Below are 12851 nucleotides of genomic sequence, written 5' to 3'. Positions count from 1 at the left end.
ATCCCCATCGCCGCTTCAACCCGCTGACCGGCCAGTATGTGCTGGTCTCCCCCCATCGGGCCAAACGCCCCTGGCAGGGACAGGTGGAGAAGGTGAGTCAGGCCCCCAAACAGGCACACGATCCCGACTGCTTCCTCTGCGCAGGCAACACCCGGGTCACCGGCGACATCAACCCCGACTACAAGGGCACCTTCGTCTTTACCAACGACTTCGCCGCCCTGATGCAGGATACCCCGGCCGCCGATAGTGCCAGCGATCCCCTGTTGAAGCTGGAAGCCGCCCGCGGCACCAGCCGGGTCATCTGCTTCTCGCCGGATCACGGCAAGACCCTGCCCGAGCTGCCGCTGCCCGCCATCGAGGGGGTGATCACCACCTGGATGGATCAGGTCGCCGAACTGTCAGCCCAGTGGGAATGGGTGCAGGTCTTTGAAAACAAAGGGGCCGTAATGGGCTGCTCCAACCCGCACCCCCACGGCCAGATCTGGGGCAGCGACTTCCTGCCCAACGAGATCGCCCGCGAAGAGCAGCACCAGCGCGACTGGCTGGCCGAGCATGGCCGCCCCATGCTGCTGGAGTATGTAGAGCGGGAGCTGGCGGATCGCTCTCGCATCGTGGTAGAGACCGAGCATTGGCTTGCCATCGTCCCCTTCTGGGCCGCCTGGCCGTTCGAAACCCTGCTGCTGCCCAAGGCGCACGTCCCCTCCATGCTCAATCTGACCAAGGCCCAGCAACAGGATCTGGCAGTGGCGCTCAAGGAGCTTACCAGCCGCTACGACAACCTGTTCGAGTGCAGCTTCCCCTACTCCATGGGCTGGCACTTTGCGCCGCCCAAATCGGATTGCCCCGAGGCGTGGCAGCTGCATGCCCACTTCTATCCGCCGCTGCTGCGCTCCGCCACCGTGCGCAAATTTATGGTGGGCTTCGAGATGCTGGCCGAAACCCAGCGCGACCTTACCCCCGAGCAGGCTGCCGAGCGGCTGCGTGCCCTGAGCCCCGTTCACTACACCCAGACCAACCACACCAATGAGGAGGCCCTATGACCCCCAGCCAACGCGTCAGCACCGTTTTTGCCGAGCAATTTGCCAAAGCGCCCGATCTGCTGGTGCGCGCCCCAGGTCGCGTCAACCTCATCGGTGAACATACCGACTACAACGACGGCTTCGTGCTGCCCTGCGCCATCGACTACGAGACCTGCGTTGCCATCGGCCTGCGCGATGACCGGCAAGTGCAGGTGATCGCCGCCGACTACGACAACCAGCGCGACCAGTTCGACCTCGACCAGCCCATCGAGCACCACCCCAGCCAACGCTGGAGCGACTACATCCGCGGCGTGGTGAAATATCTGCAAGAGCGAGGCTATGCCCTGCGCGGCCTCGATCTGGTGGTCTCCGGCAACGTGCCGCAGGGGGCGGGGCTCTCCTCCTCCGCCTCACTGGAAGTGGCCATCGGTCAGGCCTTCAAGGAGGCGCTGGGGCTCGACATCAGCCAGGCCGAGATCGCCCTCAACGGCCAGCAGGCGGAGAACAAGTTCGTCGGCTGCAACTGCGGCATCATGGATCAGATGATCTCCGCCAGCGGCAAAACGGATCATGCCCTGCTGCTCGACTGCCGCTCGCTGGAGACCCGCCTCATCCCCATGCCGGCGGATCTGGCGGTGCTGATCGTCAACTCCAACGTGCGCCGCGGTCTGGTGGACAGCGAATACAACACTCGTCGCCAGCAGTGCGAAGCCGCCGCCCGTCACTACGGGGTCAAGGCGCTGCGCGACCTCGATCTGGCCGGACTGGAAGCGGGCAAAGCCGGACTGGATGAGGTCTGCTACCGCCGTGCCCGCCACGTGGTAGGCGACAACAGCCGCACCCTGGCCGCCGCCGATGCGCTGGCGCAAGGGGATCTGGTTCGTCTCGGCGAGCTGATGGCCGACTCGCACGCCGCCATGCGCGATGACTTCGAAATCACTGTGCCCGCCATCGACGGTCTGGTGGAGATTATCAAGGCTAAAATCGGCACAGATGGCGGCGTGCGGATGACCGGCGGCGGCTTCGGCGGCTGCGTGGTCGCCCTGCTGCGCCCGGAGAAAGTAGCTGAGGTGATCGCCGCGGTCGAGGCGGAGTATCCGGCCCTCTCCGGCCTCAAGGCCGACTGCTACGTCTGCTCTGCCAGCGCCGGTGCAGGCAAGCTATGAGCAGCGCCATGACGCCATTCGAGCTGGAAAACGAGGAGGGGCTGCGCCTGCGCGGCCTCGATTTCGGCGCCACCCTCACCTCCCTCACCCTGCAGGTGGTGGGCAAACGGCGTGAAGTGCTGCTGGGCTGTGCCGACGACGCCTATCCCACCCAGCAGGTGTGGCTGGGTGCGGTGGCCGGGCGTTTTGCCAACCGCATCGGCGGTGCCGAGCTGGTGCGTGATGGACAGCGCTGGCAGCTGAATGCCAATCAGGCACCCAACTGTCTGCACGGCGGGCAGGCAGGCTTTCATCGCCAGCGCTGGCAAATCAAGGAGCTGGAGGCGGATCGGGTCAAGCTGGCGTTGCTCTCCCGGGCAGGAGATCAGGGCTTTCCCGGCAATCTGCGGGTCACCCTGGAGTACCGGCTGGAGCAGAGCGATCTGGTGGTCGATTTTGTGGCCAGCACAGATGCAGCGACGCCGGTCAGTCTCACCAGCCACGCCTACTTCAATCTCGATGGGCAAACCGATGGCGAAGATGTCCGTGACCACCTCATCAGCATCAATGCCGACCACTTCCTGCCGACCGACCCGAGCGGTTTACCGATCGCCATCACTCCGGTGGAGGGGCCGTTCGATCTGCGCCGCGAGCGCCTTGTCGGACAGGATTGGCTGAGCCATCCCCAGCAGCGACAGGCCAAGGGGTACGATCATGCCTTTGTGCTCAACGGCCCGACATCAGAATGGGCCGCTCGGGTCGTCTCTGGCGACAAGAAGTTGGCGATGGAGGTCTATACCAACCAGCCCTCGCTGCAGTTCTACAGCGGCAACTGGCTGGCCAATACCCCGAACCGTAGCGGCCAGTCGCACCGGGATCACGACGGCTTCTGTCTTGAGGCGCAACAGCTGCCGGACAGCCCCAATCGCCCCGAGCTGGGCGACCCCTGGCTGTTGCCGGGCGGGCGTTATCACCACCAGACCCGCTACCGTTTTATCCGCGACTGACTTAAAGGTTTCATGATTTTTACATAGCCTCAGCAGTCACTATCGAGCAAGATAAGCCGCCCCGAGACCCTTTCGGGGCGTTTTTACATCAACGAAGTTAAGGATTGTTTGTTCGATGACTGACACTTATAGCCTGCTGGTCGCCTTTATTCTGGGCGTCGTCGAGGGGCTGACCGAGTTCCTCCCCGTCTCCTCCACCGGCCACATGATTATCGTCGGCCATCTGCTGGGCTTTGAAGGGCCCAAGGCTGCCACTTTCGAAGTGGTGATCCAGCTTGGCTCCATCCTCGCCGTGGTCGCCGTCTTCTGGCGCCGCCTGTTTGGCCTGATTGGCATCCACTTCGGCCAGAAGCCGTCCCGGGATCACGCGACCCTGTCGCTGGTGCATGTCATCCTCGGCATGCTGCCCGCCATCGTGGTCGGTCTGGCCATCCACAGCTGGATCAAGGCCAACCTGTTTGGTCCGCAGACCGTCATGTACGCGCTGGTCGCGGGGGGCATCCTGCTGATCATCGCCGAGAAGTTCCGCCCTGCAGTCACAGCCGAAACCCTGGATGACATCAGCTACAAGCAGGCGTTCGGCATCGGTCTGTTCCAATGTCTGGCCCTGTGGCCCGGCTTCTCCCGCTCCGGCGCCACCATCAGTGGTGGCATGCTGATGGGGATCAGCCGTCACGCTGCCGCCGAGTTCTCCTTCATCATGGCAGTGCCCATGATGGTTGCGGCCAGCGGGCTGGATCTCTACAAGAGCCGCGATTTCCTCTCGATGGCCGACTTCCCGATGTTTGCAGTGGGCTTTATCACCGCCTTCGTGGTAGCGATGTTTGCGATCAAGACCTTCCTGACATTGATCCGCCGCATCGACTTTATCCCGTTCGCCATCTACCGCTTTATCGTGGCATTCGCCGTCTATCTGGTGTTTGTTGCCTGACCGGCAACCAGCAATGAAATGACAAAAGGGACCAATCTGGTCCCTTTTTCTATGGCGTCATAGTGCTTAGTAAAGGTGCTGGCTGATGCCATTCAGCAGCCGTGACAGCCCCTTGGTGAACTGCACCGGCGCATCCTGCACCGTGTAGCAGAGGCAGCCATCTGGCGTATGCGGGCTATGGGAGTGGCTGGCATCGCGCCAGATGAAATCTCCCGCCTTGTAAAGGGTATCGCCATCCTGAATATTGCCAGCCAGCAGCAGGGTCAGCTCATAGCCCTGATGGGTGTGCTCGGGGATGCGGCCGCCCGCCTCGATGTGGAGCAAACTGGCTCGCGCCCCCATCTCGTCCAGCGGCAAACTCTGTTGACGAATGGCCCCGATATGACGCCACTTGGGGGAACGGTAGCGGGCCAACACCCGTGGCAAACGGTAGGCCTGACCGGCTACCTTCAGCTCGCCGGGCTGGGCTCGGGGCTGGTCATATGTTGGCTCGGACAGGGGCTCGGAGAGGGGCTCTGCCAGCGGCTGCGCCAGAATATCCGCCAGCATGGCGTCGAATCCGGCGTCCAGTCCCACTTCATCGCGGGAGGCCAGCTCGGGCTCTGCTGGCGAAGCAAGATATTGCTGCGCCAGCTCCTCTTCGAATGTCTTTAGTCGGGCAGCACAATCGGGGCAGAGTTCACAGTGGGCGGAGAGCCCTACCGCCAGCGGCAGAGGGAGCTCGTCGGCGGCGAAGGCGCGCAGCATAGGGTCGGTCGGATGGGCTTTAATCATGGCCTTGCTCCACTTGCTCTTTCAATTTCTGTAACGCCAGTCTGAGGCGGGACTTGATGGTACCGAGCGGCACGCCGAGTCGCTCCGCCAGCTCCTGCTGGGAGAACTCCTGCAGATAGATGCCACGCACCACCTGCTGTTGCGGCTCCGGCAGGGTGCCCAGATAGTGGGCCATCTGACGGGTCAGCACCGCATCCTCCCCCCCGCTCAGATGCTCCTCTTCGGCCTGAAACTCCAGCACGGGCCACAGCTCCTCGGCACAGAGATCCTCCTTGCTGGCGCGACGACGGCGCAGCATGTCGAAGCACTGGTTGCGCATCACAGTGTAGATCCAGGTGGTCGGCGCCCCCTTCTCGGGGTGGTAGAGACGCGCCTTTTGCCATACCAGCAGCATGGTCTCCTGCACCAGCTCCATAGCGTTGGCTTCGCTGCCGAGGTGGCGCAGGCCGTAGCTGCGAATGCGCGGCGCAAAGTGTTGGAACAGGCGGGCAAAAGCAGCCTTGTCGGCCTGCTCTGCCACCCTTATCAGCAGAGATTTGAGGTCGCCATCCGGGTTATCCATCACGGGCGAGGTCCTGCGTATGGTCGAGTGTGGTTGGCCAGTATATGCCATTGCGCCATCCCTTTGGTGTGCTGTCGAACATGCTGTGGTGATGACTTGTACGGCGCTGCGGCAGTGGCGGATCAGCGGGTCAGGAAAAAATCAGTGACTGGCCACCAGTACCCCCTTGAGCAGGGCGATGGCGGGCTGATTGTCGGCGGCGGCTAGCAGCAGTTGTTTCTGTTCAGGGGGGATCGGCAGCACCTCCAGCCAGCGCTGGGCCACCCAGTTGCCATCATCCCAGCGGGGGGCGGGATAGAGGGCGGCATAGTCTGGATAGTCGGCAAACACCTCCCGCAATGCCTCGACCAGCGGTTGCTGATCGGGATGGAGCCGGCGGGGCGGCCAGGCCGTCAGCGGCGTCACCTCGCCGATACGAAGGCCATCCTGCTCCTGCCACAGATCCTCTATCTGCACCCGCTCCATTCCCTGCACCGTGATCCCCAGCATGCCGTCCGGCAGCCGGTCGAAATCGATGATGGTGACCCGGGTGGCGATGGGCAGCATGTTGCGCAGGGCGTCGGGCTGGCGAGGGTCCACCATGCAGAGGGCAAAGCCGGACTCCCCCGCCTCGGCAATCATCCGCTGGTATCTTGGTTCGAAGATCCGCAGCGGCATGACGCCGCCGGGCAGCAGGTGGGCAGATAGGGGAAACAGCGCCAGTCGCATCGCAAACTCCTCGGTTGGGAACCTCTGTTGATACGCCGGGCCAGAGGGAGGAGATCATTCCCGTCAGCGGAAAGGAAAAACCCTTAACAATCAGGGGAAAATAGCCTGGACAAGCCGCTTCGATATGCAGTAGAAATGGATAAGCACCGTAATTTCCGCCCAATATTCTGGAATATGGCGCCAAACGCAGTGAAATATCCGCCCGACAGCGAGCGGCGGGTCATCCCTATAGTTTTCTCGGGCCGATGCGGGTAAAATTCACGCCCTTATATATCAGTCATTTTTCGACGCGCAACCTTGGTGGTCAGTTATGAAAGAGCATATTCATCATCTACTTGAACAAACGGTAGCCAATCTCAAGTCAGCAGGCGTCCTGCCGGCGGACCTGGAAGCCCGCGTGCAAGTAGACCGATGCAAGGAAAAAGCTCACGGCGACCTGGCTACCAACCTGGCCATGCTGCTGGCCAAACCGGCCCGCAAGAATCCCCGTGAGCTGGCGGCTGCCATCATCGAGCATCTGCCTGCCTCCGACCTGATCGCCAAGGTCGAGATCGCCGGTCCCGGCTTCATCAACTTCTTCTTCGACCAGCGCTGGCTGGCCGGTCAGGTCGAGGCCATGGTGACCTCTGCCAACGCCAACGTACGGTTGCCCGCGCCACAAACCGTGGTGGTGGACTACTCCGCCCCCAACGTGGCCAAAGAGATGGCGGTGCACCACATCCGCTCCACCGTACTCGGTGACGTAGCTGCGCGCGCGCTGGAATTCCTCGGCCACAAAGTGATCCGTGCCAACCACATCGGCGACTGGGGCACCCAGTTCGGCATGCTGATCGCCTACCTGGAGAAGATGTCCAACGAACACGCCAGCGACATGGCGCTCAAGGATCTGGAAGCCTTCTACACCCAGGCCAAGCGTTGCTACGACGAAGACGAAGTCTTCGCCGAGCGCGCCCGTAACTACGTGGTCAAGCTGCAGGGCGGCGATGAGTACTGCCGTACCATGTGGAAGAAGCTGGTCGACATGACCATGGAACAGAACCAGATCAACTATGACCGCCTGAATGTCTCCCTGACCAACAAGGACATCATGGGCGAGTCCATGTACAACGACATGCTGCCGGAGATCGTTGCCGACCTGAAAGCCAAGGGGCTGGCGGTCGAGAGCGAAGGCGCCACCGTTGTCTTCCTGGACGAGTTCAAGAACAAGGATGGCGAGGCCATGGGCGTCATCATCCAGAAGAGCGATGGCGGTTTCCTCTACACCACCACCGACATCGCCTGTGCCAAATACCGTTATGAAACCCTGGGCGCCGACCGTGTCATGTACTTCATCGACTCCCGTCAGCACCAGCACCTGATGCAGGCCTGGACCATCACCCGCAAAGCGGGCTATGTACCGGAATCCGTCCCCCTCGAGCACCACGCCTTCGGCATGATGCTGGGCAAGGATGGTCGTCCCTACAAGACCCGCTCCGGTGGCACCGTCAAGCTGGTTGACCTGCTGAACGAAGCGGAAGAGCGCGCCGCCGCCCTGCTGGAGAGCCGCAACAGCGACCTCTCTGCCGAAGAGAAGGCCGAAGTGGTGCACGCCATCGCCATGGGTGCGGTCAAGTATGCGGATCTCTCCAAGAACCGCACTACCGACTACATCTTCGACTGGGATCTGATGCTCTCCTTTGAAGGCAACACAGCTCCTTACCTGCAGTACGCCTACACCCGTATCCAGTCCATCTTCCGCAAGGCCAACATCGATGCCGAGACGCTGACCGGCAACGTGACCCTGAACGAAGAGGCCGAAGAGGTGCTGGCCCAGAAGCTGATCCAGTTCTCCGACGCGGTCAACGGCGTGGCCGACAAAGGCATGCCGCACCTGCTCTGTACCTACCTGTACGAGTTGTCCGGCAACTTCATGACCTTCTACGAAGCCTGTCCGATCAACAAGGATGGCGTGGACGAAGCGACCCGTCAGAGCCGTCTGCTGCTGTGCGCCGCCACCGCCAAGGTGCTGAAACTGGGCCTCGGCGTACTGGGCATCCATACCCTGGAGCGCATGTAATAGATGGCAACCCGGGATTATGTCGGCAGCCGCCCGCGACGTCGGGCGGGTGGCCGCAATACCAAGAAAGCGGCCCCTCGCCGCTTTCCTGTTATTCCAGTGCTGCTGGTCGTGGCACTGCTGGCAGGCTTTGGTGGCTTCCTTTACATGATCAATGGCAAGGGCAACGACGCCCCCACCATTGAGGAGCAGGTAAAGGCCAACAAGCCAAAAGCGCAGAATAACGGGCTGCCTCAGGAGAAGTGGAGCTACATCGAACGGCTTGAGAACAAGCAGGTCGATATCATAGAGCCGCCGACCCAGCCGGGTGTGCTGCCGCCACCGCCGGCAGATACCATGACCCTGCAGCCGGAAAAACTGCCGCAGCCGGTGCCGACCGACATTCCCCAACCGGGAACGCCCATCGGCCAGCCCAAGCCCTATCAGCCCAATCCGGCGACCACCCCTTCCACCTCGGGTGCACCGGTTGCCAGCGCACAAGAGCAGGTGATCGACCGCAAGGCAGAACGGGAACGGATGGAGCGGGAGATCCGCGCCGAGCTGGAACGGGAGCGGGCCGAAGCGGCCAAGGCCAAAGCGGCCACTCCGCCAGCCCAGACCGCAGCCGCCGACAGCGGTCGCTACATGATGCAGTGCGCCGCCCTGCGCTCGCAGGATTCCGCAGAGTCGCTCAAGGCGCGTATCGCCTTCACCGCCGGCCTCTCCTCCAGCCTGCAGGTGATCAATGGCGCCAACGGCACCGTCTACAAGGTGATGGTGGGCCCCTTCAACGGCAAGGCGGCCGCCGACGCGGCCAACAGCAAGCTGCAGAGCTCCGGCATCAGCGGCTGCATTCCCAAGAAAGGGTAATCCGCTTACCGATGACGCAGGGCCGGGTGGCAACACCCGGCCCTGTTCTTTTGGTGCCACTCGCACCCACGCTGTTTGCTACCCCGTTTATCCCGACCAAAGGCAGGGTTGAAAAGCCCGTTTGCCATCCCCATCTTTCTTGCCATGCACAGTCAGGCCGTCATTCGGCTCAAGCGAGGTAAGTAAAGTGACTACCATAGTTTCAGTTCGCCGCAACGGTCAGGTCGTCATCGGTGGCGATGGCCAGGTCTCTCTTGGCAACACCGTCATGAAGGGCAACGCCCGCAAGGTTCATCGCCTCTATAACGGCAAGGTGCTGGCCGGTTTCGCTGGCGGTACCGCCGACGCCTTCACCCTACTCGAACGTTTCGAAGCAAAACTGCAGGCCCATCAGGGTAATCTGGAGCGCGCCGCCGTGGCGCTGGCCAAAGATTGGCGCACCGATCGCGCCCTGCGCCGCCTTGAAGCGCTGCTGGCCGTGGCCGACGAACACAAATCCTTCATCATCACCGGCAACGGTGACGTGGTACAGCCGGAGCACGATCTCATCGCCATCGGCAGCGGCGGCAACTTTGCCCAGTCCGCCGCCATCGCGCTGCTGGAAAACACCGAGCTGGATGCCAGGACCATTGTCGAGAAGTCCCTCAAGATTGCGGGCGACATCTGCGTCTTCACCAACGGCAACCACACCATCGAAGTGCTGGACTATTCGGCGAAATAAGGCCACCAGCCAAACCCAATTTCCCAAGGGGTGGGCACTGCCCGCCCCGGATACAGGAACACCATCATGTCCGAGATGACCCCGAGAGAAATCGTCCACGAGCTGGACAGACACATCATTGGTCAGGCCGATGCCAAGCGCGCCGTTGCCGTTGCCCTGCGCAACCGCTGGCGCCGGATGCAACTCAACGAAGAAATGCGCCATGAAGTGACCCCGAAAAACATCCTGATGATCGGCCCGACCGGTGTCGGCAAGACCGAGATCGCCCGTCGTCTGGCCAAGCTGGCCAACGCCCCCTTCATCAAGGTAGAAGCGACCAAGTTCACCGAAGTGGGCTATGTCGGCAAGGAAGTGGACAGCATCATCCGCGATCTGACCGATGCCGCCATCAAGCTGGTGCGCGAAACCGAGATGGAGAAGATGAAATACCGCGCCGAGGAAGCCGCCGAAGAGCGCATCCTCGACGCCCTGCTGCCCAACCCGCGCAACACCTGGGGTGAGGAAGAGAAAGCCGACAACTCCAACACCCGCCAGATCTTCCGCAAGAAACTGCGGGAAGGTCAGCTGGATGACAAGGAGATCGAGCTGGAACTCTCCGCCTCCCCGATGGGCGTCGAAATCATGACCCCGCCGGGCATGGAAGAGATGGCCAACCAGCTGCAGGGGCTGTTCCAGAATCTGGGCCAGAACCAGAAGAAGAAGCGCAAGATCAAGGTCAAAGAGGCCATGAAGGCGCTGATCGAAGAGGAAGCGGCCCGTCTGGTCAATCCGGAAGAGCTGAAGCAGAAAGCGATCGCTGCGGTCGAGAACAACGGCATCGTCTTCCTCGACGAGATCGACAAGATCTGCAAGCGCGGCGAAAGCTCGGGCCCGGATGTCTCCCGTGAAGGGGTTCAGCGCGACCTGCTGCCGCTGGTTGAAGGTTGCACCGTCAACACCAAGCACGGCATGGTCAAGACCGACCACATCCTGTTTGTCGCCTCCGGCGCCTTCCAGATCGCCAAGCCGTCCGATCTCATCCCCGAGCTTCAGGGCCGTCTGCCGATCCGAGTCGAGCTGACCGCCCTGACCACAGATGACTTCGAGCGTATCCTGACCGAACCGAACGCCTCCCTGACCGATCAGTACAAGGCGCTGATGGCCACCGAAGGGGTCAATATCGAGTTCACCAAGGATGGCATCCGCCGTCTGGCCGAAGCGGCCTGGCAGGTCAACGAGCGTACCGAGAATATCGGTGCCCGCCGTCTGCACACCGTGATGGAACGCCTGATGGAAGATATCTCCTACGACGCCTCCGAGAAGTCCGGCGAGACCTTTGTCATCGACACCGACTACGTCAACGCCCACCTCGGTGCGCTTGTTGAGGATGAGGATCTGAGCCGCTTTATTCTGTAACAGACTGTTCACAATCGAAGATCATAATCTGAGGGGTTGAAGATCCTGTAAGCGAACCGCTCAACTCCATAGCAAGACGCCTCCTCCACGAGGCGTTTTTTCTGCCCGCTGCACTGGCCGTCCTTCCCCATAACAAGAGGGGGTGGGTCTGTTATCCTATGCCCATGACCACCGGTTCAGGAAACTTTTCATGTCTCTTCCCATCAAGAACAGCGCCAGGCAGCGCGCGGATGACAGATCCCGCATTCTCACCCTGCTGCTGCGCGATGATGCCCTCACCGACAGCCTGCTCGATCCGCAGGTAGTGCAGGATGCCGAGCAGCGCGATCAGACCAGCGAACTCACTGCGCTGGTCAACGGGTTGCCCGCCGCCGACGTCGCCGATGCGCTGGAGTCGCTACCGCCCGATGAGCGTCATGCCCTGTGGGCACTGGTGGAGGAGGAGAAGCGCGGCCAGATCCTGGTCGAAGCGTCGGAGACGGTGTGGGACAGCCTGATCAGCGGGATGAGCGACAAGGAGCTACTGCACGCCCTGCGTACCCTGGATATCGACGATCAGATCTATCTGGGCCAGTACCTGCCGCGCAACCTGATGGGGCGGCTGCTCACCTATATGGCCCCCGCCGACCGGGATCGGGTGCGGGAGGTGATCCGCTACGGCAAGCACACCGTCGGCGCCATGATGGACTTCGAGATCATCACCATCCGCCCCGAGGTGAGTCTGGCCACGGTGCAGCGCTATCTGCGGCTGCGCGGCAAGATCCCCGCCAACACCGACAAGCTGTTCGTCATCGATCGGCGCAACCACCTACTGGGGGAGCTGGCCCTCACCACTGTGCTGCTGCACAAACCCGCCACTCTGGTGAGCGATGTGATGGAGCGGGATCCGGTCACCTTCGATCCGGAGGATAACGACGAAGCGGCGGCCCGCACCTTCGAACGGGATGACCTGCTCTCCGCCGCCGTGGTGGATGGCAAGGGCAAGCTGATGGGCCGCCTCACCGTCGAAGAGGTGGTGGATCTGGTCTATGAGGAGAGTGACACCGACCTGCGCCGGATGGGGGGTATCAGCGAGGATGAAGACGTGTTCGCCCCGGTCTCCAAGGCGGTCAAGACCCGCTGGGCCTGGCTTGCCATCAACCTCTGCACCGCCTTTGTCGCCTCGCGGGTGATCGGCCTGTTCGAGCACACCATCTCCCAGCTGGTGGCACTGGCGGCGCTGATGCCCATCGTCGCCGGGATCGGCGGCAACACCGGCAACCAGACCATCACCATGATAGTGCGGGCGCTGGCGCTGCAGCACATTCAGGCAGGCAACCTCTCCTTCCTGCTGCTGCGGGAACTCGGCGTCGCCTTTATCAACGGGCTGGTGTGGGGCGGCACCATGGGCATTGCCACCTATCTGCTCTATCAGGATGCGGCGCTCGGCGCCGTGATGACCCTGGCCATGATGCTCAACCTGCTGGTGGCCGCCCTGATGGGGGTGATTATCCCCATGACCATGACCCGCCTCGGCCGCGACCCGGCGGTGGGGGCCAGCGTGATGATCACCGCCATCACCGATACCGGCGGCTTCTTTATCTTCCTCGGGCTGGCGACCCTGTTCCTGCTGTAACCAGCCACAAGCCATAAAAAACAGGCCCACCGAAGTGGGCCTGCTGTTATCTGTGTGATCGTGAATATC

12 protein-coding genes are annotated in these 12851 nt (G+C 62.0%); 9 read left to right on the top strand and 3 right to left on the bottom strand.

Translation table 11 applies throughout. The annotated features are described in order from the left end of the window. The 4 genes from AB5Y92_RS22125 to bacA all read left to right on the top strand — a co-directional run. The coding region (locus tag AB5Y92_RS22125) for a UDP-glucose--hexose-1-phosphate uridylyltransferase (RefSeq protein WP_368227830.1) at window positions 1-1040 on the top strand (1040 nt) is incomplete at its 5' end. Continuing rightward, window positions 1037-2185, top strand: a complete 1149-nt coding sequence (galK, locus tag AB5Y92_RS22120) for a galactokinase (RefSeq protein WP_368227827.1) — start codon at window positions 1037-1039, stop codon at window positions 2183-2185. The genes AB5Y92_RS22125 and galK, both read left to right, overlap by 4 nt. After that, entirely contained in the window at window positions 2182-3171 is a 990-nt protein-coding gene (gene galM / locus AB5Y92_RS22115) for a galactose-1-epimerase (protein ID WP_368227825.1), read from the top strand. The genes galK and galM overlap by 4 nt, the downstream gene beginning before the upstream one ends. 115 nt (window positions 3172-3286) lie before the next feature. Beyond that, the gene (bacA, locus tag AB5Y92_RS22110; RefSeq protein ID WP_257124127.1) at window positions 3287-4102 is read left to right on the top strand and encodes an undecaprenyl-diphosphate phosphatase; all 816 of its coding nucleotides are present in this window, start codon (window positions 3287-3289) and stop codon (window positions 4100-4102) included. A gap of 66 nt (window positions 4103-4168) precedes the next feature. Here bacA and AB5Y92_RS22105 read toward each other — a convergent pair whose 3' ends face one another. The 3 genes from AB5Y92_RS22105 to AB5Y92_RS22095 form a co-directional block, all read right to left on the bottom strand. Continuing rightward, window positions 4169-4876 (bottom strand): ChrR family anti-sigma-E factor, encoded by a 708-nt coding sequence (locus tag AB5Y92_RS22105; RefSeq protein WP_368227822.1) that lies wholly within the window; start codon window positions 4874-4876, stop codon window positions 4169-4171. Further along, complete coding sequence (locus AB5Y92_RS22100; RefSeq protein ID WP_005355542.1) at window positions 4869-5438, bottom strand: sigma-70 family RNA polymerase sigma factor; 570 nt, start codon at window positions 5436-5438, stop codon at window positions 4869-4871. The genes AB5Y92_RS22105 and AB5Y92_RS22100 overlap by 8 nt, the downstream gene beginning before the upstream one ends. 141 nt (window positions 5439-5579) lie before the next feature. After that, the gene (locus AB5Y92_RS22095) at window positions 5580-6146 is read right to left on the bottom strand and encodes an LON peptidase substrate-binding domain-containing protein (RefSeq protein WP_101530424.1); all 567 of its coding nucleotides are present in this window, start codon (window positions 6144-6146) and stop codon (window positions 5580-5582) included. A 310-nt stretch (window positions 6147-6456) separates the two neighbouring features. Here AB5Y92_RS22095 and argS point away from each other — a divergent pair, with 310 nt between their 5' ends. From argS to mgtE, 5 genes are all read left to right on the top strand, one after another. Then, entirely contained in the window at window positions 6457-8202 is a 1746-nt protein-coding gene (gene argS / locus AB5Y92_RS22090; protein ID WP_368227820.1) for an arginine--tRNA ligase, read from the top strand. Window positions 8203-8205: 3 nt separating this feature from the next. Then, window positions 8206-9051: an SPOR domain-containing protein gene (locus tag AB5Y92_RS22085; RefSeq protein ID WP_005340771.1), complete on the top strand. Its 846-nt coding sequence runs from the start codon at window positions 8206-8208 to the stop codon at window positions 9049-9051. Between the two features lie 187 nt (window positions 9052-9238). After that, a complete protein-coding gene (hslV, locus tag AB5Y92_RS22080; protein ID WP_005340772.1) occupies window positions 9239-9772 on the top strand; it encodes an ATP-dependent protease subunit HslV in 534 nt (177 codons plus the stop codon). Between the two features lie 66 nt (window positions 9773-9838). Next, window positions 9839-11167, top strand: a complete 1329-nt coding sequence (hslU, locus tag AB5Y92_RS22075) for an HslU--HslV peptidase ATPase subunit (RefSeq protein WP_005340773.1) — start codon at window positions 9839-9841, stop codon at window positions 11165-11167. A gap of 190 nt (window positions 11168-11357) precedes the next feature. After that, entirely contained in the window at window positions 11358-12782 is a 1425-nt protein-coding gene (gene mgtE, locus AB5Y92_RS22070; protein ID WP_139733602.1) for a magnesium transporter, read from the top strand. The last annotated feature ends 69 nt before the right edge of the window (window positions 12783-12851 follow it).

Source organism: Aeromonas sp. R1-1, assembly GCF_040908495.1.
Lineage (GTDB): Bacteria > Pseudomonadota > Gammaproteobacteria > Enterobacterales > Aeromonadaceae > Aeromonas > Aeromonas veronii.
The sequence above is the reverse complement of the archived record's forward strand: the minus strand, read 5'-3'. Positions and strand labels throughout refer to the sequence as shown.

Excerpts from the sequence above, each read along its gene's own strand:
- galK (WP_368227827.1), top strand. The coding sequence starts at position 1,037 with ATGACCCCCAGCCAACGCGTCAGCACCGTTTTTGCCGAGCAATTTGCC.
- galM (WP_368227825.1), top strand. The coding sequence starts at position 2,182 with ATGAGCAGCGCCATGACGCCATTCGAGCTGGAAAACGAGGAGGGGCTG.
- bacA (WP_257124127.1), top strand. The coding sequence starts at position 3,287 with ATGACTGACACTTATAGCCTGCTGGTCGCCTTTATTCTGGGCGTCGTC.
- AB5Y92_RS22105 (WP_368227822.1), bottom strand. The coding sequence starts at position 4,876 with ATGATTAAAGCCCATCCGACCGACCCTATGCTGCGCGCCTTCGCCGCC.
- AB5Y92_RS22100 (WP_005355542.1), bottom strand. The coding sequence starts at position 5,438 with ATGGATAACCCGGATGGCGACCTCAAATCTCTGCTGATAAGGGTGGCA.
- AB5Y92_RS22095 (WP_101530424.1), bottom strand. The coding sequence starts at position 6,146 with ATGCGACTGGCGCTGTTTCCCCTATCTGCCCACCTGCTGCCCGGCGGC.
- argS (WP_368227820.1), top strand. The coding sequence starts at position 6,457 with ATGAAAGAGCATATTCATCATCTACTTGAACAAACGGTAGCCAATCTC.
- AB5Y92_RS22085 (WP_005340771.1), top strand. The coding sequence starts at position 8,206 with ATGGCAACCCGGGATTATGTCGGCAGCCGCCCGCGACGTCGGGCGGGT.
- hslU (WP_005340773.1), top strand. The coding sequence starts at position 9,839 with ATGTCCGAGATGACCCCGAGAGAAATCGTCCACGAGCTGGACAGACAC.
- mgtE (WP_139733602.1), top strand. The coding sequence starts at position 11,358 with ATGTCTCTTCCCATCAAGAACAGCGCCAGGCAGCGCGCGGATGACAGA.